At 48.3% G+C, this 25,985-nt stretch carries 27 protein-coding genes and 1 pseudogene; 19 read left to right on the forward strand and 9 right to left on the reverse strand.

Going from position 1 to position 25,985, the window contains the following annotated elements; all coding sequences use genetic code 11:
* Positions 1-77: 77 nt before the first annotated feature.
* From HP552_RS09285 to HP552_RS09305, 6 genes are all read left to right on the forward strand, one after another.
* Positions 78-401, forward strand: coding sequence for an ArsR/SmtB family transcription factor (locus HP552_RS09285; protein WP_175395244.1), 324 nt, complete (start codon positions 78-80; stop codon positions 399-401).
* Between the two features lie 140 nt (positions 402-541).
* Positions 542-730, forward strand: a complete 189-nt coding sequence (locus HP552_RS34940; RefSeq protein ID WP_246310822.1) for a hypothetical protein — start codon at positions 542-544, stop codon at positions 728-730.
* A gap of 89 nt (positions 731-819) precedes the next feature.
* Positions 820-1,740, forward strand: a complete 921-nt coding sequence (locus HP552_RS09290) for a helix-turn-helix transcriptional regulator (protein WP_175395245.1) — start codon at positions 820-822, stop codon at positions 1,738-1,740.
* 28 nt (positions 1,741-1,768) lie between these two features.
* Entirely contained in the window at positions 1,769-2,767 is a 999-nt protein-coding gene (locus tag HP552_RS09295; protein ID WP_246310823.1) for a cysteine peptidase family C39 domain-containing protein, read from the forward strand.
* A gap of 19 nt (positions 2,768-2,786) precedes the next feature.
* Positions 2,787-3,803 carry a hypothetical protein gene (locus tag HP552_RS09300; protein WP_175395246.1) on the forward strand — a complete coding sequence of 339 codons (1,017 nt, stop codon included), beginning with the start codon at positions 2,787-2,789 and terminating at the stop codon, positions 3,801-3,803.
* Between the two features lie 237 nt (positions 3,804-4,040).
* Positions 4,041-4,244: an aspartyl-phosphate phosphatase Spo0E family protein gene (locus HP552_RS09305; RefSeq protein WP_175395247.1), complete on the forward strand. Its 204-nt coding sequence runs from the start codon at positions 4,041-4,043 to the stop codon at positions 4,242-4,244.
* A gap of 22 nt (positions 4,245-4,266) precedes the next feature.
* Here HP552_RS09305 and HP552_RS09310 read toward each other — a convergent pair whose 3' ends face one another.
* A complete protein-coding gene (locus HP552_RS09310) occupies positions 4,267-5,145 on the reverse strand; it encodes a carbohydrate ABC transporter permease (RefSeq protein WP_095292286.1) in 879 nt (292 codons plus the stop codon).
* A gap of 34 nt (positions 5,146-5,179) precedes the next feature.
* A complete protein-coding gene (locus tag HP552_RS09315) occupies positions 5,180-6,037 on the reverse strand; it encodes an ABC transporter permease (RefSeq protein ID WP_167301747.1) in 858 nt (285 codons plus the stop codon).
* Positions 6,038-6,391: 354 nt separating this feature from the next.
* Between HP552_RS09315 and HP552_RS09320 the strand changes: the two genes are divergently transcribed.
* The 9 genes from HP552_RS09320 to HP552_RS09360 all read left to right on the forward strand — a co-directional run bounded on the left by HP552_RS09320 (position 6,392) and on the right by HP552_RS09360 (position 17,865).
* Positions 6,392-8,152 (forward strand): sensor histidine kinase, encoded by a 1,761-nt coding sequence (locus tag HP552_RS09320; RefSeq protein WP_175395249.1) that lies wholly within the window; start codon positions 6,392-6,394, stop codon positions 8,150-8,152.
* On the forward strand, positions 8,127-9,719 hold the full coding sequence (locus HP552_RS09325; protein WP_175395250.1) for a response regulator transcription factor: 1,593 nt from the start codon (positions 8,127-8,129) through the stop codon (positions 9,717-9,719). The genes HP552_RS09320 and HP552_RS09325 overlap by 26 nt, the downstream gene beginning before the upstream one ends.
* Positions 9,720-9,857: 138 nt before the next feature.
* Entirely contained in the window at positions 9,858-11,510 is a 1,653-nt protein-coding gene (locus tag HP552_RS09330) for an extracellular solute-binding protein (RefSeq protein ID WP_175395251.1), read from the forward strand.
* A gap of 530 nt (positions 11,511-12,040) precedes the next feature.
* Entirely contained in the window at positions 12,041-13,735 is a 1,695-nt protein-coding gene (locus HP552_RS09335; RefSeq protein WP_175395252.1) for a DUF6138 family protein, read from the forward strand.
* Between the two features lie 51 nt (positions 13,736-13,786).
* A complete protein-coding gene (locus tag HP552_RS09340) occupies positions 13,787-14,833 on the forward strand; it encodes a hypothetical protein (protein ID WP_175395253.1) in 1,047 nt (348 codons plus the stop codon).
* A 187-nt stretch (positions 14,834-15,020) separates the two neighbouring features.
* Positions 15,021-15,845, forward strand: coding sequence for a hypothetical protein (locus HP552_RS09345; protein WP_175395254.1), 825 nt, complete (start codon positions 15,021-15,023; stop codon positions 15,843-15,845).
* A 39-nt stretch (positions 15,846-15,884) separates the two neighbouring features.
* Positions 15,885-16,847 (forward strand): hypothetical protein, encoded by a 963-nt coding sequence (locus HP552_RS34945; protein WP_246310824.1) that lies wholly within the window; start codon positions 15,885-15,887, stop codon positions 16,845-16,847.
* Positions 16,848-17,585: a hypothetical protein gene (locus tag HP552_RS09355; RefSeq protein WP_175395255.1), complete on the forward strand. Its 738-nt coding sequence runs from the start codon at positions 16,848-16,850 to the stop codon at positions 17,583-17,585. It begins immediately after the preceding gene.
* Between the two features lie 13 nt (positions 17,586-17,598).
* Complete coding sequence (locus HP552_RS09360) at positions 17,599-17,865, forward strand: DUF4176 domain-containing protein (RefSeq protein WP_175395256.1); 267 nt, start codon at positions 17,599-17,601, stop codon at positions 17,863-17,865.
* Between the two features lie 79 nt (positions 17,866-17,944).
* Here HP552_RS09360 and HP552_RS09365 read toward each other — a convergent pair whose 3' ends face one another.
* Together HP552_RS09365 and HP552_RS09370 are read right to left on the reverse strand one after the other, a co-directional pair.
* Complete coding sequence (locus tag HP552_RS09365) at positions 17,945-18,220, reverse strand: WXG100 family type VII secretion target (RefSeq protein ID WP_175395257.1); 276 nt, start codon at positions 18,218-18,220, stop codon at positions 17,945-17,947.
* Between the two features lie 196 nt (positions 18,221-18,416).
* On the reverse strand, positions 18,417-19,433 hold the full coding sequence (locus tag HP552_RS09370; protein ID WP_175395258.1) for a stalk domain-containing protein: 1,017 nt from the start codon (positions 19,431-19,433) through the stop codon (positions 18,417-18,419).
* A 219-nt stretch (positions 19,434-19,652) separates the two neighbouring features.
* Here HP552_RS09370 and HP552_RS09375 point away from each other — a divergent pair, with 219 nt between their 5' ends.
* Complete coding sequence (locus HP552_RS09375) at positions 19,653-20,528, forward strand: phosphotransferase (RefSeq protein ID WP_175395259.1); 876 nt, start codon at positions 19,653-19,655, stop codon at positions 20,526-20,528.
* Between the two features lie 12 nt (positions 20,529-20,540).
* Here HP552_RS09375 and HP552_RS09380 read toward each other — a convergent pair whose 3' ends face one another.
* The gene (locus tag HP552_RS09380; RefSeq protein WP_175395260.1) at positions 20,541-20,747 is read right to left on the reverse strand and encodes a hypothetical protein; all 207 of its coding nucleotides are present in this window, start codon (positions 20,745-20,747) and stop codon (positions 20,541-20,543) included.
* 455 nt (positions 20,748-21,202) lie between these two features.
* Here HP552_RS09380 and HP552_RS35780 point away from each other — a divergent pair.
* The 3 genes and pseudogenes from HP552_RS35780 to HP552_RS09395 form a co-directional block, all read left to right on the forward strand.
* Positions 21,203-21,415: pseudogene (locus HP552_RS35780) on the forward strand (winged helix-turn-helix transcriptional regulator); the annotation flags it as partial.
* A 129-nt stretch (positions 21,416-21,544) separates the two neighbouring features.
* Entirely contained in the window at positions 21,545-21,997 is a 453-nt protein-coding gene (locus HP552_RS09390; RefSeq protein WP_175395262.1) for a disulfide oxidoreductase, read from the forward strand.
* 17 nt (positions 21,998-22,014) lie between these two features.
* Complete coding sequence (locus HP552_RS09395) at positions 22,015-22,479, forward strand: FixH family protein (protein ID WP_175395263.1); 465 nt, start codon at positions 22,015-22,017, stop codon at positions 22,477-22,479.
* Between the two features lie 167 nt (positions 22,480-22,646).
* Here the strand turns inward: HP552_RS09395 and HP552_RS09400 are convergent, their stop codons facing one another.
* The 4 genes from HP552_RS09400 to HP552_RS09415 form a co-directional block, all read right to left on the reverse strand.
* Complete coding sequence (locus HP552_RS09400; protein ID WP_175395264.1) at positions 22,647-23,324, reverse strand: succinylglutamate desuccinylase/aspartoacylase family protein; 678 nt, start codon at positions 23,322-23,324, stop codon at positions 22,647-22,649.
* Positions 23,325-23,418: 94 nt separating this feature from the next.
* Positions 23,419-24,387: an ABC transporter ATP-binding protein gene (locus tag HP552_RS09405; protein WP_175395368.1), complete on the reverse strand. Its 969-nt coding sequence runs from the start codon at positions 24,385-24,387 to the stop codon at positions 23,419-23,421.
* A 22-nt stretch (positions 24,388-24,409) separates the two neighbouring features.
* Positions 24,410-25,210 carry an ABC transporter permease gene (locus HP552_RS09410; RefSeq protein ID WP_175395265.1) on the reverse strand — a complete coding sequence of 267 codons (801 nt, stop codon included), beginning with the start codon at positions 25,208-25,210 and terminating at the stop codon, positions 24,410-24,412.
* Complete coding sequence (locus HP552_RS09415; RefSeq protein WP_175395266.1) at positions 25,207-25,983, reverse strand: ABC transporter permease; 777 nt, start codon at positions 25,981-25,983, stop codon at positions 25,207-25,209. Before HP552_RS09415 ends, HP552_RS09410 begins: the two co-directional genes overlap by 4 nt.
* Positions 25,984-25,985 lie beyond the last annotated feature (2 nt).

Genomic DNA, 25,985 nt, shown 5'->3' on the forward strand with positions numbered 1-25,985 from the left:
TTGATATCGAACATTAGAAATATATCATGGAACTGTGTTAAAATACAATGGATAGTCTGAAAAAAGGAGACTACAGCATGAAAATTTTGCATCATCCTCAAGTGGAGGATATCGAACTTTCTTCTGTGTTGTACGCTTTGAGCGATCCAACCCGTCTTGGCATTGTTGCGGAAGCAGCCAGGAGTGGAGAGCAGCCCTGCAGTCATTTTAATGCACCTGTTGTGAAATCCACGATGTCACACCATATTCGCACACTGCGGGAAGCCGGAGTCATCCGGGTGCGTGTGCAGGGTACCCAGCACTTCCTTACACTGAGATCGGAAGATCTGGAAACACGATTCCCGGGCCTCCTGCAGCCTTTATTGCAGGCCGCTGCTCAGGCGTCCACCCATCATTCCTAAGATTTGTCCTTTCTTCAGGCTGAAGAGGGGACATTTTTTATTTTAAAAGATAATCATACTGCTGCGACATTCTATGTCGTACCATGTTCTCTATAATAACGGTGAACACACAAACCATATCGAAAAGAGGTTCACACACATTGGCAAAAACCAAAAGAGGACGCGTCCTGTGGAGTCTTCCTTCCAGAGGGCGGGGAACATGCCCGGTATGTAGCAGTACCCGGATTAAACTGTTGTACTCGCAAACGAAAACGGATGGCACAAGTCTGAAAGTTTGCAAGAAATGTTCCAAAGCTGTGCAATCCAGGGTGGATAAGGTGATCGTATAACATGCAGGCCTGTTCTTCGGAACGGGCCATGTCTTTTGATATAATGGATTTAAGATTTGCTCATTATAGAATTAAAGGGGGCGCAGAAGATGAGCAACATGCATCGCATTCACTGGTTTGACGAGCAGATTCGAAACGGACATTTTCCGAACAGCAGCTGGCTTGCCCGTGAATTCGAAATATCCCGGCGTCAGGCACAGCGTGATATTGAATATATGGCTATCTCCCTACGTGCCCCCTTAGTATATATTGCAAAGTATCGGGGGTATTGTTACGAGAATCAGACCTATCGACTACCCCATTTATATATGACCGAAGAAGAACAACGAGTGCTTAAATATCTGGCTCATCGTTATCGCCATTATGATCACGAACAATCAGAAGTGGTGAAGCGTGTGTCTCATCTGCTGGAACGTTTTACGCTGGAAGATCAGGAAACATGGAAGAGTCCACTTCCTGTATTCGCAGCACCTCCTAAGCAGCTTCAGCACTTTGAATTGCTGTCCCACGCCATAACAGAATCACGTAAAGTACATATGCATTATAGGGATCACGCCGGGGAACGGCAATTTTCGTGGTGCCCATTAAAGATGATATCCCAGTACAACGCTGATTACGTCGTTGGCTATGAAACAGATCCTGTTCAGCAAACAGCCATCCGTCTGGAGGGCATCATTCATGTGCGGATTACGAATGAGACATTTGAGTGCAGATCAGATTCATTGTTGGGTGGGTGGGAAGAACCACTGCCTGTTCGTAAACCGTTTGTAGCTGAGATCCGACTAAAGGAAGTGCAGCAAACAGAGCTATGGCAAGGGTATCGAATTCGAGCAAGGCAAGATCAGATTCATTCCGTTGAGTTTTATGACACGGATGCTTTCCTGCAGCATTTGTTTGTTAACGAGTGGGAGGAACTGTTATCTCCTGGGTGGCTCAAACGCAAGCTTCAGCAAAGTGCAGAAAGAATGATGGACAGACTTGCCATGCCAAGTAAAGCGAATGTGGAGTAGACCAACACCTTAGAAAGGAGAGATTCCTTTGGCTGAAGTATGGTTGGATAATCTAATGGTCAAGCGGGAGTCCAAATCGTATGTGGATAGCCTGTATGCTATATTGACCCACACGGGTCAGTTTCAGGGTACCAAGTATGTACTCGCCGGATATACGGGCATGGCTTTCAAACTTTCGGTGCATCGCAGGTTACTTCCCATGTCGGTTACAACGTACGGACAATGGGGCGAAGCACATCGACCCGGAATCGATAACTTGGGAATATTCACGATTTGGGATGGGGGACGTACACGCCATGCCACATTCGAATATTACCAGCGGGAGGCAGTCAATTGGGTTAAACGCAGTCTTGATGAGGGCAAAGGGGTGATCTACTGGATTCCTGAATTCGGTGTCATCCATGGATATGATGACGCTGATCGCATCTTTTATGTACAAGACGGGTGGAATAAGGAACCGCAAATTTTGCTGTATGACAACTTCGGTCTAAACTTCACGGGGTTCTGGTATTGTCAGGTTTTTGGTGAGCAGGTCCGTATCTCCGAAAAGGATATGTTATTGGAATCCTTACGACTCGCGATTGAGGATTGGGATATTCCGTATCGTCTGCTCCCTGATCGAAATATTGCTTCCGGGAGAATGGCATATGATGTGTGGGTGCATGCCCTTCAGAGTGGGGATTACGATGAATCCGGTGCAGCTTATCTATTGGAATCCTACTGTCAGTCCCGGACTGAAATTCACATGTATATGCAGGATTTCCGAGGAATATGGAACGAACTAGATCAGGCCTGCGCTTGCTATGACCAGCTTGGAACGTTAATTCACCGGATGAAGGGATGCATGGTTCAGCAGGATAACAGAAGGATGCTGCGGCCAGATGCAGTAGACGAACTGATACAGGATCTATTAAAGGCGAAAGAACTGGAGGAGCAGGCGATCCATTATTTTCGCATAATATCCCTAAAGTTTCCTGATCGTAAACGTTCTACTGTGCCACGCTGGGGGGCGCACTCGGCAAGATAGGAAGAGGGAGGGACGGAAGATGGCAAACCGAGAACTGCTGGATTTGATTCAATCCCCATATGCTCAGTACTCTGCGGGTGAACACGCATCTTGGCATGGTATGGGTTCATATACAGATGTGATGTATCGCATTTTAGTGCACAAACAGTGGACGGATTTTCCACGTCACATGATTGCGGGCATGACAGCAAGTGGATTTCGATTGGTGGTGGATCAGCACCTAACTACAGAATCAATCTCGGCGTACAACTGGATGGCAGAGAATTTTGTAGCGGCTGATTTTATTGGTGTGACGGCGAGTCAGGCAGCTGGATTTTCGTTCGAACCGACCTTTCCGTTGTATCAGAAGCAGGCTGTGCTGGATATTAAGGCATCCATTGACCGTGGTGTGGGAGCCATCTTGTGGCATGATCAATTTGTTGTTTGTGTTGGGTATGATGATCTGGAGAAGGTACTGTACATCTGTGAAAGTGAAGGGCGTGAAGTCTCTCGTTTGCCGTATGATTCTTTTGGACAAAACAGTACGCCCTATTGGTACTATCAGGTGCTCGAATCCCATCAAACCGTGGATATGTGGGAGGTCTGCAAGGAATCGTTGATTCAGGCTGTGTACAAATGGGAGACCCATGATTATATGCTGCCGCCCCGGGATTACACCTGTGGAGCTGCTGCATATTCGACCATTGCTGCGGTCCTGCAATCTGGAGTTTATGACACCGATCAAGCTGCCATCGTTCTTCGATATTACGCCAAATCAAGACAGGATATCGCTTCCTATGTCACAGGGCTTGGGCACCTGTCGGATCAGATGGTTCATGTCATGCGGGAGTATGTGTCCCTGTCAGATCTTTATTCAGAGATAATTGAAATGTTGGAGCATTCAATCTGGTGGAATACTAAGGAACCTGGATGTGTGCAGCGGGTGATAGCGCTTATCCATCAAGCAAAAGAAACGGAACAACGCGCCATTGATGCGATTAAGCATGCATTTCCAGAAACGATTGGCAATCGCTTTGAGGATATCGGACTGAGATAAGCCTGAACACTGTGGAGGGGAAATTCATACAGAAGTAAAAAAACCGGAGAAGGCTGAATGCAGCCTATCCGGTTTTATTTGTATTGTTATAGAATTACACATACTTATTTCAGCCTCTACAAGAAAAAATATACAAATTTTAAATTTGGGGTAATCGGCAGCCCCCTTTGTTCCGAATATTATAATAGATGGTCTTTTTTGGGTGATGGATATTGAAGGACAACAGGGGGCGGGAGTATGGTGCACAATCCGGAAACCATTCAGGAATGTATCGAAAAGGCACGGCAGAGGCTCTACCAGATTGCAAATACACATGCAGAATTGTGGCATCCGGAGGTCATTCGTCAATCGATGGTTCTGGATGAGTTAATTAATGAATATAACAAGGCCATTCGCATACACGGCAAAACAACCCGAGACGAAAGCCCCGGGATAAGATGATGCGGAATATTCCGCGTTCGTTCTATTCTTTTACCGCCCCAAGCACAATCCCCTTGACGAAGAAACGCTGCAGGAACGGATACACGAGCAGAATCGGCAGAGCGCCGATGAAAATCTGTGCGGCATTGACCGTACGCTGTGACATGTTCTGAAGCTGCGTAGCATCCACGTTCATATTGGAGAAGTCCTGCTGGACGATAATGGTCTGCATCAACGTAGCCAGTGGATATTTGGAAGCATCATTCATGTAGATCAGCCCGTCAAACCAGGAGTTCCATTGTCCTACCATCGTGAATAGCGAGATTGTTGCAATCGCAGGCATGGACACAGGCAGATAGATTCGAAACAGAGTTGTGATATGGTTAGCACCATCAATGAAAGCCGCCTCTTCCAGCTCTTTCGGAACGTTACGGAAGAAGTTCATCATAAGAATCAGGTTCCAGACCGCCACTGCTCCCGGCAGAATCAGTGCCCACAGCGTATTGATCAGCCCGAGCTTTTGAATCAAAATGTAGGACGGAATCAGCCCGCCGCTGAACAGCATCGTGAATATGAAAAACCAGGCATACATAGAACGTCCCTTAAAATGAAGACTCTCCTTCGATAAAGGATAGGCAGTCAGAATAACCAGCACCATGCTGAGCAGTGTGCCCAGAACGGTACGCTGGACCGAGATCCAGAGCGCACTCAGGAAATTGCTGTTACCAAACGTTTTGGTATAGGCATCTACCGTAAAATCAATCGGCCACAGTGTGACGAGATTGGCAGAGGCGGCTGCCTTGCCGCTGAACGAGACCGCCAGAATATGAACAAGCGGCAGCACACAGAGCAGCGAAACGGCTGCAATGAAGAACAGGTTAAAGCCGTTAAATATCCGATATCCGGTTGTTTTGTGATACACCTTGATTCCCCCTTAATGCAGTATGCTAAACCCCTTAGAAAATGCGGTAATTGGCGATTTTGTAAGCCATCCGGTAGGCAGTAATGACCAGGAACATCGCGACAAAAGACTTGAATAATCCAACGGCCGTTGCGAAGCTCATTTTGCCATTCAGAATACCCATCCGGTACACAAACGTATCGATAATATCGCCTTTCTCATACACGAGCGGATTGTACAGATTGAAGATCTGGTCAAATCCTGCATTCAGAATATTACCAAGGGAAAGTGTGCCCACCACGATAATCATCGGCACCAGGGCAGGCAGTGTAATGTGCAGCGTCTGTTTAAGTCGTGTTGCCCCATCCACTTCGGAAGCTTCATACAGAGCCGGATTAATCCCCGCCAGTGCTGCCAGAAATACGATCGTGCCAAATCCAAATTCCTTCCATACATCACTGATGACTACCGTTACCCGGAACCAGTCGCCATCTCCGAGAAAGAAGATCGGTTCAATCCCGGCAGCCGCCAGCACCTGATTCACCAGTCCGCCCTCGGGTGAGAGCATGTCGAGCAGAATGCCGCCAAGTACAACCCAGGACAGGAAGTGGGGCAGGTACACCAGAGTCTGTGAAAAACGTTTAAATGTAGAGTTCCGTACCTCATTCAGCAAAATGGCGAACACGACCGGGGCCACCAGGCCGGCCACAATTTTCATCGAAGCGATGAGTACGGTGTTCCAGATCACCTGTACACTATCCGGATACTCGAACATGAACCGGAAGTTATCCCATCCCACCCATTTGGAGCCAGTGAATCCCAGCCACGGTTTAAAATCCTGAAAAGCAATAATAATGCCCCCCATAGGCACATAGGCGAACAGCAATGTGAGCAGTACAGCAGGCAGCAGCATCAAATGCAGCGGCCATGTACGTTTGAAGTTCCAGCGGGTGCGTTTGCGTGGATGATGTATCGCCTGCCGCACCGGCGTGTTGGTTGTTAACGGTTGTTCCATAGCCATCAGGGTCCCTCCTTTATCTCGTCCAGCCTCTGCATCGTGAGGCATCTCAGCCTCTGCAAAAAGTGGAGCAACTGAATTATAGCAACGGAAAAAGGCGGCCTATAGACCAACATTTCAAGGCGAATGTTGATTTATTAACCTGTTGAAGCAAACGATGATTACAAAATCAATATAGATATGAAAGGGTTTTCAATATAAAATAGGACTTCGGTAACATTTGATACTATTTCGGGACAGGGTGAAACAATGAAATTCACAGTATTTGCGAAAACGGTTATTCTGCTCATCTGTCTGCTGGTGCCAATCTTGCTGCTCTATACATACGCCAACCAGGCAAATGTGGACATGGTGGTGGAGGAGAAACAGCAGTCGAGCTTGAATCAGTTCAATTATTTCAGTTCCCAGGTAGATAAAAATATTGAGCAGCTCTCGCTCTACGGGCTTACCCTCCTCAGGGACCCCAGCATATTACACTACCGTTACATGACGGAAACGACGAGCCAGTATGAAAAGAACAGCATTTATCTGGATATTCTCGACAAATTATCGTTGTACCAGTCTACCAGCCGCTGGAAGAACGATATTACAATCCTGCTTCCGCAGGCAGAGCTTGTGTTATCCACCAAGGCAAGCCGCACCGTCTTTAATGAAAATATGCTGAAGTTTCCCCAGCCTGGACAATGGCAGCTGGAAGACGGGAGTTTTACCTTTTTCTTCACGGATAACTATGAGTGGAGTGCCAAACCCGTAACAACGGGTGTTCGAACCGTAATGGAGATTAATTTTGATCCGATGAATATTGTAGCCATGCTGGACGACTTCAAGGAGGCGCAGGGAGGAGATCCTTTTCTGTTTGTGCCGGGCAATGAACCCTTATTAAACCGCAGTGCGGACCCCGAGTTGGTGAAAGCCATTATGGAGGAGATGCCTTTGGACGGACTGGGCAGTGAGGGCAACCATCAGCTGGAGGCGGGTGGCAAGCAGTATCTGGTCAGCTATGTTCGCTCCAAACAGCTTCATGGCGTCTATGTGAACCCCGTTGTGCTGGATGATCTGCTCACCCCGATGGACAAGAGCCGGAACATGTTTATTACGTCCATTCTGCTGCTGCTGGTTCTAAGCATTGGGGCGGCACTTCTGCTCTACCGTAAAGTCCAGATTCCGATCTATCGCCTGATGCAGGGGCTGCAGCAGATTCGCAAGGGCCAGCTGTCGACCCGGATTCCGGTGGATCATTCACGTGATGAATTCGCGTATCTGACCCAGAGCTTCAACCATATGGCGGAACAAATTCAGGAACTGATCGAGAAGGTATATGAGGAACGAATTCGTTCACGGGAAGCAACGCTTAAGCATTTGCAGTCACAGATTAATCCTCACTTCCTGTACAACTGCCTCTTTTATATTAAAAATATGACCCAGCTCGGCCATTCGAAAGCCGTAATTGCGATGTCGCTGAGTCTTGGTGACTACTACCGGTACATCACCCGGGATGAGAATGACATGACGTCAGTGGAAGGGGAGATTCGGCTGCTCGACAATTATTTGTCCATTCAACAGATGCGGACCAACCGTTTATCCTATGAAATTGCCGTTCCGCAGGAGATGATGCAGCAGCAGATCCCAAGACTACTCATTCAGCCGATTGTGGAGAACGCCGTAATTCACGGTATTGAGCCGAGTGAGGGCAGCGGTCATGTCGTGGTGACGGGGATGTCGGCAAAGGAGCGGATCAATGGCAAACAGCTTATACGATACAGTCTGTTTGTAGATAACGATGGTGTTACGTTGACACCTGAAGAAATTGCAGAATTGGAACGAGAGGTCAATGAGCCTATGGGCGAGGAGATCGGCACGGGCACCTGGAACGTACATCAGCGTCTTGTTACGCGATATGGGCATTCATCGGGGCTTCATTTTGCAGCGATTCCTTACGGGGGACTTAGTGTGGAAATACGATGGTTTGAGGAGGAACAGTCTCATGATGAATCTGATGGTCGTGGATGATGAACATTCGGCGGTGGAGTCTATCGCATCCTCCATTGCTTGGAGAGAATATGGAATTGGTCAGGTATACAAGGCGTATTCGGTCAAGGAAGCTTTGCAGCAGATGGCTTCACATCAGGTCCATATTATCATTACGGATATCCGCATGCCGGGTTTGTCGGGGCTTGATCTGGTGAGTCATATTCGGCAAAAGTGGGAGCGGACCAAATGCATTATTTTATCGGGTCATGCCTCTTTTGATTATGCGAAGCAGGCACTGAAGCATGGAACGGTAAGTTACCTGCTTAAGCCGGTACGGGATGAGGAACTGATCGAAGCCGTGCAGCAGGCCTCTGTACAGATCCGACTGGAAGGAGAGAAACAGCAGCTGCACCAGCGCGCAATGTATTCGGTAAGGGAACATCTGCCGGAAAAACGGGCGGAATTAATGAAGGATGTGCTGCTCGGCCGCAAATTTGCCGAAGACGAACTCGTGAGCAAGCTGGAACAATTGGAGATCGGCTTCCGCCCCCAGGATAAAATGCAGCTTCTGCTCATCCGCTATGATGACCCGCAGCCAACCCACAAGGCATTCCGATTAATGAAATATGCCATTTCCAATGTGGTGGAAGAAATCTTCAGCAGCAGCTACCATCTCTGCCATACCGATGATGCATATGATGATCTGGTGTTCATGGCCTGTCCGAAACAGGCACAGTCCGATCCCGAATTGCTGCTGAGCCGGCTTGGCGAACGATTAATTCACAGTGTGAAACAGTACTTGAATGCCACCATCTCACTGTCGGTCAGTCGGACTGGTCGTTTTCCGCACCAGGTTCCGCAGCTGTATCATCAGGCCGTAAGTGCCCTGCGGAAGCAGGCTGAAGCAGGAAAAGGATTGCATCTTAATGCCGCTGCCAGCTCACATGGAGCTACATTGAAATCACTTGCGGCGCTGTATGAACCACCAAGCCTGACTACGCTGTTGGAAGCCGGGAGGATGGACGATGCCCATCACAAGATTGATCAGATATTTGCCGAGTTAGCGGACAGTGTGTTTCCGGAGCATGTTTACGTTGCCTTTCATTATCTGGCGGCTGCGTTCTCCTACATGGCTCACCGGGAAGGCAAACAGCTAACGGATGTGCTTGGTGAACAGTATCAGCAGCTGCTGAAGGACGGTTATGGCGTATCGCTGCGCAGTCTGGAGGCATGGACCCGAAACGTCATGCATCAGTGGACAGAGCGTACCCAAGACTCGGGTCAAGAGAGTGGGTCTACCTTGATTCGGCAGGTACAGCACTGGATTGACCATCATCTGGGAGAAGACCTGTCCCTGCAGGTGATTGCGGGAGAGGTGCATCTGCATCCGGTGTATTTGTCCAAAATGTACAAACAGTCCACTGGTGAAGGAATCAGCGATTACATTATCCGTTCCAGAATGGAACGCGCCGTGCACTTGCTGAAGCATACCGGGATGAAGATCTATGAAGTCGGCCAGGAAGTGGGATATAACAACACCCCCTACTTCATTCAGGTGTTCCGCAAACATTATGGCCTGACACCACAGGATTTTCGGAACGGTTAACAAATCAATATGAACATTGAAATTGTGATATATGTTTGCCTCCCCGGCTGCACTATCCTTTTCATGTAAGGTGCATTAAGCATTGAATGATGCAAAATGCAGAAGGGTATTCAAAGTTACCTGAGGAGGGGTTTGTTCATGTATAGAAAGATGATGACGGCGTTGCTTGCATTGACGATGGTTGCTGTAACGGCATGCAGTTCGGGGGCCAAGGAGGAGCCGGCCAAGGAAGCGGCTGCGCCACTTGCGATGCAGGACGGGAAGTACGAACCAGCCGTGCAGATGAGCTATTTGCGGGCCTGGAACGATGATACAAAGTTCAAAAACGGCGAAACAGCACAGAGCAATGTGCATACCAAATGGGCCAAGGAACGGCTTGGCATCGACCTGACCACACCGTGGGCTGTATCGGTGACCAATGATGCATTTTATACGAAGCTGCGCCTGTCCCTGTCGGCCAACGAAGAGCTGCCGGATATTGTCTCCATCCGTGGGGACTACAATCTGGTGCGTGAGTTGATCGAATCCGGCAAATTTGCCGATGCAGGTGAACTGTTTGATCAATACGCTTCGGACACGTGGAAACAGGCGTCCGAATCGGCACCCGAAGAATGGTACCCCTACATGTATGAGGGTAAGCGTTACGGCATTCCGATTTTCGATTATGCCTATAACGGCGATCCGGTGATGTTTATCCGGGAAGATTGGTTGAAGAAGCTGGGACTGGAAGAACCAAAAACGATCGATGAGCTTGTTGCGGTCATGGATGCATTTACGAATCAGGATCCGGACGGTAATGGGAAGAAGGATACGTATGGTCTGACTGTTGGCATGAAAAATGCCCTTAATACGTGGATGACCGAGTCCGGCTGGATCTTCGGCATGTATAACACGATGCCTGGGCAATGGAATGAGGCAGAGGACGGAACACTGCAATACGGCTCGGTACAACCGGGAGTGAAGGAAGGCCTTGCCACGATGAAGGATTGGCTGTCCAAAGGCTATCTGCCTAAGGAAGCTGGCGTATATGATGAGATCAAGGCGGCAGAGCTGTTTACAGCAGGCAAAGCCGGAATCATTGTGGGTCCGCACTGGATGCCGAACTGGCCGATTGATGATGTGAAGAAAAATGTGGACGGTGCCACATACAAAGCCATTGCCCTGCCAACCGGGCCAACGGGCGAGAGCCATCACCATGGTTCCGGCGCAAGCAACGGGGTTGTATTGATCAACAAGGATATGGCTAACCCGGAAGTGTTCTTCACATATCAGAATTATCTGTTCGACAACTTTGCCAACCCGGAAGTCGGCAGCGAATTTGAGCATGGTTTTGCCCAAGGGTATGATTTTGACATTGTGGACGGGAAAGTCGTTGGCGAAGCTGAAGTAAAAGATGGCGTATCGCCGCTGAAATACACGATTACCTATGATGGTGCACGGATTCCCGACCTGATGATGGATACGCTGGCAGAACTGGCGACAGGTAAGGAGCCTGAGACACCTTTTGAGAAAAATACGAGCATTGCCAACAAACCGGAAGTGTTCGCAGCGGCTCAAGTCGTGGTAGCTCATAAGGACGATGCCATCAAGAACAAGTTCACGGGTGCACCGACCGAGACGATGAAGATGAAGAAGGATGCACTCGACAAGCTGGAAAAGGATACGTTCAGCAAAATTATCTACGGCCAAGTCGGCATTGAGGAATTCGATGCCTTTGTAACGAAGTGGAAGTCCATGGGCGGCGATGATATTACCGCGGAAGTGAACGAATGGTATAAAACCGTGAATTAATACGGTGAATAGTTCATGGTATGAATTGAAATGTTGAAATTGACATGAGAACGGAGAGGACAGAAAAGACCTGGAGAAGCGAAGCGTTTGCCTTTATCACCGGATTTCTTCCTCTGGTAATCGAATCAAAGAAATCTGGGGATAACAGCAATCGGAAGGTTTTCTGTACTCGCAGTGGCTATATGTACAATCTGTTTCTATTTATGCAGATGGAATCATACTAAAGTATTAAAAGAGGGAAGAACGTTTCGTGAATACACCGGATTTGGGTGGGAAATCGCCTAATTCCGGTGTATTTTCTTATACGGGAAGAATGGAGAAGACGAGATAGAGAGTTCTGTTGTATCTCAATAGGTTTAACAACCGTGCCTAGGTCTTATTGTTCCGGCCGTGTATGAGAGAGTAAAATAATAGGTGTTATGCGAACATCAATACGCATTTTGAACATGCATGGCTATGGAGCGATCCTGGATGAATATAACAATGAATATTACTCAGGGAATTTAGATGTTGAAAGGCAGGGAGAGTAGATGAGCACACTTTATGATCAGGCGATGGAAGAGATGATTGAGGCCATTCATGAATGGTTTGACGAACAGGCGAAGCGGAACGACCTAGAGAAGACCGTGAAGCGAACCACGCTGCAGATGGGTATCTTCGATGATATTCTACTGGAATACAAGCCGGGGCGTACCATTGTTGACAGTGTGGATCTTGGTTTGGATGACGGCTTGAAATCAAAGAACACGGGCCCCTTTACCGCAGAGCAGGTGCGCAATGAATTCCAGCCTCGGCTTGTAAAAGTGGTTCAGGAAAGGTTGGACGAGCTGACGGACTCACCGTTGATCGACTACCGCTTCACCTTTCGCGGAAAATTCCCGACAACGGAAGGAAAGCTGCAATTGACGCTGCTTGAATATATCAATGAAGAGAAGAAAGAGCAGTTGCTTGAACGCATTCATACGTACGTAGATACAAAGCTGGAACACGGTACATATCCAACGAAGCCGCTGGAATCCTTTTTTCTGACGCGTCATCTGGTTGATCCGGAACTCTTTCCAGAACTGGATATTGCTTGGGTCATCGCTCAATATGAGCGCATCCAGGAATTAAATAAAGGGCGTCAGGATGCCTTGGCAGAGCATCGCGGTAACATTATCCGTGCGTTGACGGATTGGGCGGAGAATCGGTTTTTGCCTCAGTATTATGATGTCCAGTCATCGGCGTACAGGTCCAATGAATATACACTTAAGCCAGGCGCAGTACTGGAACAGAACGAGTCTCAGGCTGGAGGTGAGAGTCAACAGCAGGCAGCACAGCCAATTGATCTGCTGCTGTACGCAGCTGTCATGATTCTCCGTTATGAACCCAGCTACAGCAAACCGAGAGGGCTTACATTTTTGGAACTGGCGAAACAGCTGGGCAGCAGCCGTGCAGCCCGGATGATGACGGAAGGCAGCGGCACCTATGCGGAGGAAGATATTCATGTGAAAAATGAACAGGTGGAATGCACTGCCAACGATGTGTTATCCATCATGACCATCATGATTCGCAAGGAGGAAGCATCTGCCTATGAACAGGCTCTTGCTTTTATGATTGGTTTGCTGAAGCAAGGCTTTCCGAAAAATTACAAGATCAAGCTCAAATCCAGCGTGAAGCAGTATTTGCCGGTTAAGGGACTCGCGAAGTCGGACACTCACCGATTTTTCGCAAATGCACTGGCGTACCCGGACCTGCATCCTCTTCTCGAAGAGTACGCTCGTGAAGCCATCGAGGAATTTGAATGGTACGCAGATACGGAAGGCGAAAAGAGCTGCATGCCGGGCACCTATGCCGCATTTGGTCTTGGACTCGCAGATGAGCGGTATTTCCCGTTGGTTGAATTTTATATGGGAAAAGTGGACGATGAGCACCAGTTGGTGCAGGACAAATTCACCGTTGCCTTTGCTGAAAAACACGGCATAACTGCCAGCTCTGTACCTGCATTGGTTGCCTGTTTACGGCGTTCAACGGATGACTTGAAGCTGAAAATTCAGCCGGAACTGGAAAACGAAGAGAAGCTGGCGCTTTATGTGCAGCAAATAAGTGGATTGGAAAAATATGAAGTAGAGCGTGTGTTATATCCAATCTGGGGCAAGGTGGAGAAGCTTGCAGCTCTGGCCCGCAAGGCTGAAGGGAAACGGAAAGAGCTGCTGCTGGAGCTGCTGCAGGCCGCAGGAAAGTAGACTTTTCCAACATTGGATACTGGGTAACTTGCACAGGGAGAGGGGAGAGCAATGGCTTTATTGACTCGTGGCATATGGGCGGGGTTATCTGTTCTGGCAAAAGAAGAACTGCTGCGCAGAATGGTCGACCGGGGTCCAGCAGGTATGGAATATGCAGGTGTACGAGCGTTCGAACGATACGGCCAGCGAATCGAGACGGGGATGTTTTCGCACGCAGGGCGAAGCTTTGTCTTTGTACCGGGAGATCGTGTTATCTTAGGGTGGAATCGGTGGCAGGATGGCATGAATCAAGAAACCTCAGCAGATCTGCATGAGACGGTAAGCGAGTATGGCGTTGAGGACGTGGATTCTTTTCTGGCAAGCCAAATGTCTCCTATGAGAGAAGTAGATATCGCCCCCATGCTGGTGGAATGTGGTACACAATCACTTGGGTGGATTGAAGTTACGGAAGAAGAAGCTCTGGCACAAAATGAACCTGATTTTGCAGCAGAGTTGGAGAAATTCAAGCATTCTGGACTGGGTGGATTCGAACGGTCTCAGGCGTTCCGCCTGGTTCGTCTAGGTGAGGATGTGCGGATTCTATTATACAATGAAGGGCTCACGTTCGAGGACTTGCTTGAAGAAAATACTGAAGCGGGTTTTGATTTGCTTACCGAAGATGAATGGGAGTACCTGTATGGGGGCGGCTGTCGTACGTTGTTCCCCTGGGGGGACAGTTTTGATTACACGATGAAGTTGAGGCATTTTGGAAGTATGGAAGGGCTGAATGAGATGGTGGATGAATCCGCAGAGCTGCCCCCCATGTTATTTGAAGAAGATGACCGCCCGTATGATCTGGAGCTGCCTAACTTTTTTGGCGTCCGGTTTGCCGGGGATCCCTATAAGTATGAATTGACGATTGGCCATGCTGGAGAGATGTTCCCTAAAGGCGGAGATGGTGGTGGAATGATCTGTGGCGGCATGGGGCCATTGGTCGGTTTTCTGCCAGCTGCAGCCGTTTATTATCGTGACAGCAATGCCGGTGAACTGGATTGGGAGGATCTGATGGATTCCATGTACTATAGACGAGTCATTCGTTTAGCAGATTTGACCGTGTAGTCGCCCTGAACGTATTCATGGTTCAACCCTGTGCCGTTCCCCGGCTTAGTGGGTAAATATAATCAGGTTTAACGTCCCAATAACAGGAGTGGGGGCGCATTGAGCCTGATTGTCTATCCTTTTACAATAAAAAGATAGGCTCTTCCCTTGGAGTTGGCTGTACATTTCATGGAAAAGAGGAATGACTGTGCCTACATATACATCGTTTACCTGCTCTGGCCGGGAGGCCCTGTTTCTGTTTCAGTTAATGAATATTCCGGAAGCTGAGGTACTCTTGGCACATCTGAATGATACGGCATTACAGGGTGAGCAGGCCGAGCGCACTTATGAAAAAATTAAAAACGATCTGATCAAGGATGGAGTTATTGAATCCGAGAATAACGAGATTATCATACATCCACAGGTGAATCAGCTGCTTCAGAGCTGCAAGCTCAGTAGTGCAGTGATCAAGCTCCACCTGCATACAACAAACGCTGAGCAGAGTGATCCATCGATGACATATGGATTCATATCCGGTACAAACATTGTTGAATGGGTTTGGCGCCCTGCACGGGACCAGGTAACTCTGACTACGTTTGAGAGCCTGCAGGATTTGTACCACATCATGGGAAATCGAATTGAATTGCCTGACTCTGCCGAGGAATCACTGGATACCTCCATTCAGAAGGACACATTACAGAAGCTGCTGACACTGAAACAACTAGGGATGGAAAGGATAACATTCGCGCTGCGCCAGGATCAGCATGTGCATTCAAATGCAATCCAGGAACTGGCCCAGGCATTTGCAAACATCCAAAAACACGGGCAGTTTGAGGTATCCACACGGGGGATGCAGGACAGTCCACAAATGATTTGTTTTATCGGCAGCAGTACAGGTAACTGGTTATTCATTGAAAACAAGGAAAACAAACAAAGAGAGACGTTTACAGCGTTCAAGATAACGGAAGAAGAACTGATTCAAAGCCTTTTTCTGCTGACGACTCGTACGTTATCCATCTTGCCTGTAGTTTAATCCCATAGAACGTAGGTAAGCTAAAAGGGGGAAATCCAGTTGACCAAAATTGTCATGAAGGCAGAGTACTTGAATTCGCTCGCACAGCAGATTGAACAGGTTACTGCACAGCTGCAGCAGGTAGATGGTGTTCTTCAGCGCTCCATCCAGGGAGCAGCCTGGCAGTCGGGGAATCGGCAGACCATTATCGGTCTGTACCAGTCCCACCAGCAGCGGTTTCAGACCGCTGGACAGAGCATGCAGCAGCTGGCTGCATATGTGAAAACGACACGTGAGCGAATGGAGCAGGAGGACCAATCCGGGGGCACATTCGGGCTTACCGGCTTTAATCCACTTGCTCCATTTGATGGGCCGGGGAGCACGGTAGGGACAGTGACCGCTGCTGCGGCCGTTGCCAAGCTGGGATATCGGGTCAGGAATGGTTATATGGTGAAGCAGCAGCTCGATCGGAATACACCTCGTATTTTGGTTCGTGAAAGTTATGATTCCGTCAAGGGCAACACGGTAGTCAACGGCAGACCAAGGGATTACAAAATCCATTATGTCCGTGACATTGAAGCCAAAATAGCAAACGGAACAGCTACGCCACAGATTAAGGAAATTGCCTCGATGATCAAACCAGGTTATGCGGTCAGGTCAGCATTAACGGACAAACTGGGCTGGGCCAGCGTAGGGATTGATGTTTTTACGGATACCCAGGAGAACATCAGCCAGAATGCATCCAGTGACAAGATCGCCGGGGATATCATCGGAAACGTTGTTGTCGGTGGGGCGACGACGGTAGGGGCAACGCTCCTGACAGCTGCCATTCTGCCTGCAGCAGCACCCGTGCTGGCTGTAGGTGCAGTTGGTTTGGGCGTATCCGTAGGTCTGACTTATCTCGCGGAAGGGGTAACCATGAACATGGACCTTGATGGCGATGGACAGGATGATTCCGTGAAAGATGTGGTGAAACACGGAGCGAAGAAGGCCTGGTCTACCGTCTCAGGATGGTTCAAATAGATGGCGCGCCAGAAACGTTCCACGTCATCGACGACCACTTCAGTTACAAAAAGGGCTGAAGGAACCTCCTTCCATCAGGATGCGTTTGAGAATTATCTTGCTGTATATGCAGTGGATGGAATACGTTTCAGTGCAGGTACGCTTGTGCTGTTCTTTCTTAACGTATTCCTTTTGATCCCTGTGTTCAGTGTTCCGTTCCAGTCCTTATACGTCTATATTTTGCTGCCTCCTCTGGCGGTAATGAATGTGTGGGCTGTAGCCCTGATTGTGGCCCCGCGCAGGCTGCAGTTGAATTATGTTCTGTTCCGGGGAGTATTCGGGATTGTCTGTTCCTTGGGATTCATGATTATCGTGCAAAAGTTTGCCTATGGCATGCTCGGACTGACAACTCCGTGGTATGCGATTGGGTCGTTTGCCGTGTACGGTTTCGCCTTGTATCAATATGCCAAGTTTCACCTGCGTAAACTGCAGCAGTCCCCGCATCGCCCAAAAGCGGGTGCAGGTTCACGCATGCCTGTGGCCACGCTGACCATGTTAACCGGAGCCGGGTATCTGCTGGCCAACCTATCACTGGCCTTTGTAACGCAGCAAACGGTTGCGGTTGTCCTCATGTGCGTATATATTATGCTGGCTTTTGTTGTATTTCACTTTATCATGGATGTGCATCGTTATTACTGGCTTCGCCGGGTAATGAGCATCGCCCAAGGAACTTCTGTCCACAAGACACAGAATAGTTAATGGAGGTTAAAACATGGAAAAAGAAACACCGACCTTATTGCCCAACGGCTCCGTGATCCGGCTGAAGGAAGGCACCAAAAAGCTTGTCATCTATGGACGCAAGCAAATGTTAATGACCGAACCGCCTCGGCAGTTCGACTATATTGGTTGTTTGTATCCGGAAGGATACATTAATCCGGATTATACGTATGTGTTCAATCATGAAGATATTGAGGAGATTATTTTTAGAGGATATGTGGATGAGGAAGAAGAAGTGTTTGCTGCTAGCTTGAGTGAGTGATTTACTTGGAGAAAAGAATGCTATCTTTGCAAAGGCTAACGGCTGCAAATTCTTTTGAATACAACCTAACGGATCAGCACTATCGTGACTGATCCGTTTCACGGAAACGGGTCGCGGTCTGCTGCAGGCTGGTGCTGGTTTCCTGCAAACCGAGCAGGTAATTACTTATCGATGTCATGCTATCATTGATGCGCTGCATGAATTCACGCTGCCGTTCACCTTCCCACTGGCCTTCGGCCTGCTCGACCATCGTTTTGAGCTGAGCGAGAATATCATTACCGTTCTGGGATGCCTTGCTGAATTCACCTGCTAGCTGCTGCAGCTCCTCAGGCGATAGATCGATTCGCTGGTTCATCGGGTTCACTCCTTATCTGTTATACGTCTGCCAATCGTACATATACCATTCATTATAACCCCTTTTTTTACGAAATGAAGCTGGACGAAAGCCTTGTTTTCTCAGTAGTTGCTACGTCTTGAATAGGACAAAACACACATCAAATGAGCCCCAAGCATATGGGGAAGCAAAATGATGTGTGCTTGATGTGTTTATTTTATTTCAACTTTTGCACGGATACAGCCATTTGCTCCAGTTGTGTGTGGGTCAGTGTGTTATTTGGTGAGCTGAGCGTAACATAGCGATCATCGAGTTTGAACGTGAGCATATCTGTTTTGTCCGGTGTATACCATTTCGCAGTTACGCCATTGGACAGTTTTACTTCTTTTCCATCATAGCTGAAGGAGTAGTCTTTCGGCGATACCGTAACATTCATTTGGTTAAAGACGAAGTTCACGCCGTCACCACCAGCACCCACACTTTTGAATGCATCACCGGCAATCATATGCTGAGGTGCGTAAGCTGTCTCAATATTGCTGTTTACTTTCTGTACAGATACAGCTACTTGCTCAAGCTGTGCCTGAGTCAGCTTATGATCAGGGGAGCTGAGCGTTACATAACGGTCATCCAACTGGAACGTGAGCATGCCCGTTTGATCCGGTGTGTACCATTTGGCGGTAACGCCGTTAGTCAATTTTACATCCTTGCTGCTGTAACCATCCGAATAATCTCTCGGAGATACACTTACTTTCATATGGCTGAAGATAAAGCTTACACCATCGCCACCAGCACCTACACTTTTAAAAGTATCACCCGAGACGCTTTGCTGAGGTGCGTAAGCTGTCTCAAAACCATCAAACTGTGCAAACGCTTTTTGGATGGCTTCCTTTTGTGCAGCGCTATAGGATACATTGGTTAGCGTCGAGGGATTGCTTGTCGCTTCGCCGATGGTGACTTGGCCTTTTTTGCCGTCATACGATACAGGTACGTGCAGCGCATCCGCAATGGCACGTACAGGCAGATAAGTTGAATTGTTGTAGGTGATCGGAGCCAGTTTGTTGCCGTTGCCATCGGTTGGTGTATAAGCTGCACCGTCTACATTGAAGCTGATGCCGTGGTTAAGATAAGCCGAGATTTTTTCCAGTTGAGTACCGGCAAATACACCAGCAGCTCCTGTTAGTGTCATGCCGAGTACCATCATCGTTGCTGCGGATTTCTTCAGGTTTTTTTTCATATTATATCTCTCCTTCAGATTGGTTCTGCACTCTACGTTTTAGTGTAAAATGTCAGGATCAACTTCTATGGTTGTAATTTGAATGGGCTCGCTGTCCCTTATGGCTTTATATTAAACCTGGAAGGTATCCATAATAATTCTGAATTATCTCCAACTTGTAAACATCGACCATTTATCATCCGGACAAGACTCCAAAGAAAAGCAAAGGAGGGAGGAGTCATGACTGACCTTGATTTTGTGGCGGATCATTATGATATTGGCAAAATTTTAAGCAGAAAGGCCTTACAGAAAGGCAGCAGTTCGAACGCAATGCTGATCCATGCCACCACGGGCAAATATGTGCTGCGTGAGCTCAGGAATGAACAGCAGGCCCTGTCTGAACATGAACTTTATAAGGTACTAGCATCCGTTCGTATTTCTCCAAACATGCTCCAAGCTAGAGGAGGTCTGCCCTATATTCTCTACAACCACAAGATTTATAATTTGCAAACCTACATAGACCATACGATTCCGCATGATCAGGTTCGCGTTGATTTTGCCCGGTTAGGAAAGGTGATCTCCAACTTTCATCAATTCACGGAACATCTGGATGTCCCTCAACAGGAAGATCGTTTTGCATTACCCCAATTATGGAGCGAAGTATCCGCTAAAGTGAACAATTCATTATCCGAAGAAATACGAGCACTAGCGGGGCATACCGAGCAATGTATGGAGTACAACATGGAGTACAGTGCGGTCATTCATGGAGATCTGGGGATTTGGAATCTTCTGTTTACAGAGGAGGCTGTTCAGATTATTGATATGGGCGAAGTAAGAAGGGGCAATCATCATTTTGATCTGGCTGCTGTGCTGACTTCCACAATACGTCCGTCCGTAACTGTAAGAGAATTGGAAACCATCGTGGCAGACTTTGAACGCGGATATGTGCAGGGTGATGTTGTGTTTAACAGGGGAGAATTATTTCAACAAATCCATGTATGGATGCTGCGGGGCTTGCTGGCGGTAATCAGGGAGAGGGGAATTGTTCCCCAAACCATCCCATATGTACGACGGAATTTGGAAGTATTACAAACGTTTAACGCCATACTTAACTGAACCCTTGCTGGTTTAGTTCACTAGGTACAGGATCAGTCCGCCCATGCCAAGCACGATTGCACCAACGTATACATAGGTTAATCGACTTAAGTTTTGCTTGGTCCGGCGGTCATATTCAGGGTTGCTGGTCTGATTGGCTTTGGAATTTCCGATGATTACTGTAGCAATTCCACCGACCAGCGCAATACCAATAATTAAAATATAAGGCAGCCATGACATGAGTAGACCTCCTTCAAAAAGGGTTGATCTTTATGTTTTTATTGTACCCCAGGATGACCTGTGATGTAAGGTGTGATTGTGAGATAAAGGAAAATAAAGTGCCTGTCTTAGCCATTAAAAACAACGATTCGGCAGCCCGTACAGCTGTAGCTGTTTTTTAATTGGGCGGAATCATAACCTGACATGGTAATGGTTTCAAAACCGGATTCGTTTGCCAACAGAATAAATGACATCGATGCCAGGCTTACATCCCGGCCTAACTCGAGCTTCAGCTCTTCATTCGATTTATTTGCATAATACTGTATTGCAGCATTTGCGAGATAATCTCTGAGCGCTTCAGACCATCTCCATCGTTGTTATTTAAGACTCTTTTGAATTATAGTAGGCAATAACAAATGAGAAAATAACGCACAAAAAGGTGGTATAGGCACATTAAAGTATCTATTGGGGAGTGACGGCTCCTAACCGATCAATTGAAACAATTGGAAGGCGAGGGACTTGTCCGTAGGGAAATATTTAAAGAGGTGCCGCCCAAAGTGGAATATAGTTTGACTGAACTTGGATAATCATTTATTCCGGTATTAAACACGATGTGTGAATGGGGAAATACGTACGCAAGAACCAAAGGAATGGAGCAGGATGAACACATTCAATGTGATCCTAAATGAACTCAAAATATCAAATATTTGGTATAATGATCATCATGTAACACCCTACATAATGGTTTGGTTAGCCCTTCGAGTCACGAATGAGGTATGATATTTCGGTATGAGCAAAATGCAAAGGAGGCCAGATGAATGAGTGCATCATCAAAACCCGAGCGTCCGGCAAGAAATGTGGATACCCGGCTGTTTATCGCTTGGGCCGTATCCGTCATCGCGACGGGAGGAAGCTTGTATTTCAGCGAGATCAAGGGGTATATCCCATGTGATCTATGTTGGTTCCAGCGGATTTTCATGTATCCACTGACTGTGGTGCTCGGTATCGCCTACTTTAAGGATGACGTGGGCATTACCAAATATGTGCTGCCACTAAGTTTCATTGGAGGCGGGATCTCGTTATATCATGTTACGATTCAGCGCATCTATTCGGCCACAGGAAATTCCGTGGCTTGTGGACAGATTCCTTGTTACACCGACTATCTGAACTGGTTTGGTTTCATCACGATTCCACTACTTGCACTGATTGCTTTTATCATCATTATTGTGATGTTGTGGGGGATTGGCAAAACACCAAAATCTTCTTCATAAGAAAGGACAGATGATAGATGAGTGGACAAGTCCGTTGGTTCATGCCCGTAATCATCCTGCTCCTCACGATGGTGGGCTGCTCCAACGAAGAGCAATCCCAGGGGACGGAACCGCTGGAGATGATTAAGGTGCAGCTCATGGTGCCGGACGAGGTGTCAATCAAGGAAGATGTCGCGTTGCAAATGAAACTGACACAGGGAGATCGACCTGTGGATGATGCGGATCATGTGCAATTTCAGGTGTGGAATGAAGAGAATGAACCAGCTGCCCCTGCTGCAGATAAGGGCATGATGAGTCCTGAAGATCTGGAAGCTCAGGGAGCAATTACTGCTGCATCAGCAGGAGATGGGATATACGAAGCCAACTATACGTTTGAAGAAGCGGGCGTGTATGTCGTTCAGGTCCATGTTACCGCAGGGTCAATGCATGCGATGCCGAGAACCAAGGTAACGGTTGTCTCAGGCGAAGCAGCTGCTCAATAAGATCCTTATCCGTATATGCGTAAGCTTCCAACCCGATAAATGATGAGCATCAGCCTTCTGGCTGTATGGCGTCGTTTACCAGGAGCAGGCACTAATCGAGGATAAGGATAAACGAATAACCTCCCTTCCACGCACACAGGTGATGGAATTTGGGAGGTTATTTCATTTCATACAAAGCCTGCTTCCCACAAAAAGTGACGTACAATTCTCGTCTGATACTTGATCCGTACCGAGCGCTTCAGGCTCCAGCAGGTCTCGACGGTAACCGAACGGGCCTGCAGCAACCTGGCGGCAGCTGTGCGGGCAGATCCCGGTAGATCATGCTGCTTCAGATTGAAGTGCCGATCGCGATTTGCGATTGAACGATTCATTTGACCAATAATTCTTTTGCATACCGGAACGGCGCGGCTTCCAGGATTGGTGATCAACGTTTGCCCCAATACACGAGAACTGAGCTGGGACAATCCGTTGGCTTCGTGCAGGTCAATCCACCAGTCCGGTCCATATTCACGAGCGATGCGAAAGACAGCAGAAGCAAGTGGGTGCTTGCCCTTTCCAGATACTCGTCGTGGAAATGTTCTGTTTAGATCAGGATTGCCTCTAATCCTCTTCTCATAAGCCTTCTGGTTCACGCGCGGAATGATAATCAGGAGCCCTCGCTGGATAGTTTGGCGTCCTGCCATGCAATCGTCAGCAAGTTTCTGCGCAGCAGCCATGCTCGCCGTCTCGTTGCCGTGTACCCCGGATGTAATGATCATCACCGGTCCAGGATGAGCTCCGCGTATCAGATAATAGGGAGTGGCGTGCGTGCTGGACGCTGCAAGTACATGTTTTGTGACAAGCATGTACATCACCTCCGCTATTACAGTACGTCATGTCCATCTGGCATGTAACGGCATCCGAACAGGCTCTGGCACAGATCCGGACAAAATGGGCCATTCAATATACCCGGTGGATAATATCCTCAAAATCAGGTTCTTTCATCTCCACATCTTCAATTTCGCCCCAGTGTTCGAGCTGTTTCAGAATGTCCATGGTGCTCCATTCTTTTCGGTTCACTTCAATGGTAACGATCTGGCCCTCCACACTCGTCATCTGAATTACAGGGGATACGTTGTCCGGGATGTGAAACGAACCTCGATAAGTCACCCGAATACGTGTGGGGAGACCAATCGTATCCCGCAGAGAGTCGATGCTTCCGTCATACGTAAGCTGACCGTGATTAATCACCATCACGCGACTGCACAATTGCTCGATATCGTCCATGTCATGAGTCGTGAGCAAAATGGTTTTGCCAAAGTCCTCATTTAAGGTGCGCAGAAACTGCCGAATGTTCCGTTTGGCGTTCACATCCAGCCCAATCGTTGGTTCATCGAGAAAAAGCAGTTCGGGGTCATGCAGCATGGAAGCTGCCAGATCGGCACGCATCCGCTGTCCAAGCGAGAGCTTCCGGACAGGCGTAGCCCAGAACGATTCCAGATCCAGCAGCTCCGCGAACTGGGCCAGTCGTTTCGTTTTGTCCTCGGCACGGACTCCGTACATCTCGGCCAAAATATCATACGAATCCTTCACGGGCAGATCCCACCAGAGCTGGCTGCGCTGTCCGAACACCACCCCCAGGCGTCCGACTGTTCGGCGCCTTTCCTGATGTGGATTCATCCCTGCGAGCAAGACTTCACCCGAGGTCGGATGAAGGATACCCGTCAGCATTTTAATCGTGGTGGATTTGCCAGCCCCGTTCGGCCCGATATAACCAACAAATTCCCCTTTGGCAATGTCAAAGCTAATGTCTCGAACGGCTTCCTTGGACAGATACTCACGTGAAAACAAGGTGCGAAGCCCGGAGAACCGGCCCTCACGTACCACAGGGGTTTTGAATTCCTTTTGCAGATGCCGCGCTGTAATCATAGTCATGACGATATTCTCCTCCTCAGCTACCTGTACTTTGATATTTGGTGATGCCGAATTTCCAGAAACGTAGGCTCATGATGAGACTCAGGGCGGCTACAACAACAATCGCAACAAGAACCCACGCACCTAATTGACCGCGAAGCAGGTAGAGGGATGGAACATAGTTGACGAAACCAACCGGGATCACGGTTAACAGAATGCCAGACATCCACTTGGGATATAACGTCAGTGGATATTGGGCAGCCGTACGCGCTGCATCCTCGGTGATGGTCTGCAGCTCCTCGATGCGTGTAGTCCAGAAGCCCAGTGTTGCGGTAGCAAGTCCGATGGAAAATAGGATAACTGCCCCGGTCAGAATGATAAGTAACGAGAACGGAATGGCTGTCCAGCCGATTTGTCCGCTATGCATCATGCCCGCCAGAGACCAGCAGAGAATAAACCCGCCTTGTAACACTTCACCAGCCATGATGCGGAAGTTTTGTGGGAGCAGTGCCAGTAATACGGGCATGGGACGGGTTAATAGTTGATCAAGTTCGCCGTCGACCAAATATTTTTCCAGATGATGCACCTCATTGCCGAACGTCCGATACAGTGTCTTGGATAAGGTCATGATGGCGAAGAGATAACCAATCTCATGAAGAGACCAGCCTTTAATCGCTCCGAATTTGTGCAGCACGAGCGCAACCATCAGAAACTCGGAGATTTGAATCAATGCGGCCAGAACGGAGGCCATGATGAAATTGAACTTGTATTGCATCCGGCTGCGGATGCTTGTTCGAATGAGCATTTTATATAAGGTGAACCAGGAAGTGGCTTTCATCCGCCCTGCACCTCCACTTTACGGCGCAGTACCTGTGTGATTGCCAGACAGATTAAAGTCATGAGGACACACCAAAGCAAGGTTCCCCATAACAAGTAGCCATTTTCGTAACCCAGATAGATGCGGGTTGGGACATAGAGCAGGAAAGGATAGGGCGATAGCCAGGCAATTCGTTCAAGCCAGTTTGGCAGCCATTCCAGCGGGATGAAGAAACCGGCGAGCAGATTCATCAAGGCGTGATTGCCCCAATGCAGCCAGGAGGACTCTGTAGTCCACATCGCGGTGGCACCAATAATGTAATTCATACAGATGGATAAATAGGATGCGCCGGCAAGACCAAGTGCGGCAAATAGCAGGGTTGAAGCTTCCGTGGGCCATTGCAGTGAGAATACGATGGAGAATAGCAGGTAAATCGGAATGCTTTTGTACACGAACTGGTAGGCAATCTGCCCCCATTCACGTGCCATCAGGTGGGTAAACAGATGCACTGGCCTCATGAGATCCAGCGCGATCTGCCCTGTCCTGACAGTAAGTGGAATGCCCAGTCCATTGGTGAGAAATCCAGAGATCCAGAGAGAGGATTGCGTAAACGCAATGTAACTGACCATCCCCTGTGTCCCGTATTCTCCGAGAGAGTGGTCGGCCCCGATGCCAATCCAGAGACAGGCATACATGTAACCGAACATGGCGCTTGCCAGGTTATGTACCATGTGGGCCCCGCGGTATTGCAGGTTCCGGGAGTAGGCTTTGGAAGCCAGAGTGAAATAAAGCATGT

It is taken from the genome of Paenibacillus xylanilyticus, assembly GCF_013359935.1.
GTDB classification, from domain to species: Bacteria; Bacillota; Bacilli; order Paenibacillales; family Paenibacillaceae; genus Paenibacillus; species Paenibacillus xylanilyticus.

Bases quoted from the DNA above. Each gene is read 5' to 3' on its own strand.
- HP552_RS09380 (WP_175395260.1), bottom strand. From the start codon at position 20,747: ATGTCATGGCTGCCTTATATTTTAATTATTGGTATTGCGCTGGTCGGT.
- HP552_RS09315 (WP_167301747.1), bottom strand. From the start codon at position 6,037: ATGCTGCTGCCTGCTGTACTGCTCACATTGCTGTTCGCCTATGTGCCT.
- HP552_RS09375 (WP_175395259.1), top strand. From the start codon at position 19,653: ATGACTGACCTTGATTTTGTGGCGGATCATTATGATATTGGCAAAATT.
- HP552_RS09320 (WP_175395249.1), top strand. From the start codon at position 6,392: ATGAAATTCACAGTATTTGCGAAAACGGTTATTCTGCTCATCTGTCTG.
- HP552_RS09285 (WP_175395244.1), top strand. From the start codon at position 78: ATGAAAATTTTGCATCATCCTCAAGTGGAGGATATCGAACTTTCTTCT.
- HP552_RS09360 (WP_175395256.1), top strand. From the start codon at position 17,599: ATGGAAAAAGAAACACCGACCTTATTGCCCAACGGCTCCGTGATCCGG.
- HP552_RS09355 (WP_175395255.1), top strand. From the start codon at position 16,848: ATGGCGCGCCAGAAACGTTCCACGTCATCGACGACCACTTCAGTTACA.
- HP552_RS09370 (WP_175395258.1), bottom strand. From the start codon at position 19,433: ATGAAAAAAAACCTGAAGAAATCCGCAGCAACGATGATGGTACTCGGC.
- HP552_RS09340 (WP_175395253.1), top strand. From the start codon at position 13,787: ATGGCTTTATTGACTCGTGGCATATGGGCGGGGTTATCTGTTCTGGCA.
- HP552_RS09330 (WP_175395251.1), top strand. From the start codon at position 9,858: ATGTATAGAAAGATGATGACGGCGTTGCTTGCATTGACGATGGTTGCT.
- HP552_RS09305 (WP_175395247.1), top strand. From the start codon at position 4,041: ATGGTGCACAATCCGGAAACCATTCAGGAATGTATCGAAAAGGCACGG.
- HP552_RS09410 (WP_175395265.1), bottom strand. From the start codon at position 25,210: ATGAAAGCCACTTCCTGGTTCACCTTATATAAAATGCTCATTCGAACA.
- HP552_RS09395 (WP_175395263.1), top strand. From the start codon at position 22,015: ATGAGTGGACAAGTCCGTTGGTTCATGCCCGTAATCATCCTGCTCCTC.
- HP552_RS09390 (WP_175395262.1), top strand. From the start codon at position 21,545: ATGAGTGCATCATCAAAACCCGAGCGTCCGGCAAGAAATGTGGATACC.
- HP552_RS09335 (WP_175395252.1), top strand. From the start codon at position 12,041: ATGAGCACACTTTATGATCAGGCGATGGAAGAGATGATTGAGGCCATT.
- HP552_RS09325 (WP_175395250.1), top strand. From the start codon at position 8,127: ATGATGAATCTGATGGTCGTGGATGATGAACATTCGGCGGTGGAGTCT.
- HP552_RS09400 (WP_175395264.1), bottom strand. From the start codon at position 23,324: ATGCTTGTCACAAAACATGTACTTGCAGCGTCCAGCACGCACGCCACT.
- HP552_RS09365 (WP_175395257.1), bottom strand. From the start codon at position 18,220: ATGAACCAGCGAATCGATCTATCGCCTGAGGAGCTGCAGCAGCTAGCA.
- HP552_RS09415 (WP_175395266.1), bottom strand. From the start codon at position 25,983: ATGCTTTATTTCACTCTGGCTTCCAAAGCCTACTCCCGGAACCTGCAA.
- HP552_RS09300 (WP_175395246.1), top strand. From the start codon at position 2,787: ATGGCAAACCGAGAACTGCTGGATTTGATTCAATCCCCATATGCTCAG.
- HP552_RS09405 (WP_175395368.1), bottom strand. From the start codon at position 24,387: ATGATTACAGCGCGGCATCTGCAAAAGGAATTCAAAACCCCTGTGGTA.
- HP552_RS09290 (WP_175395245.1), top strand. From the start codon at position 820: ATGAGCAACATGCATCGCATTCACTGGTTTGACGAGCAGATTCGAAAC.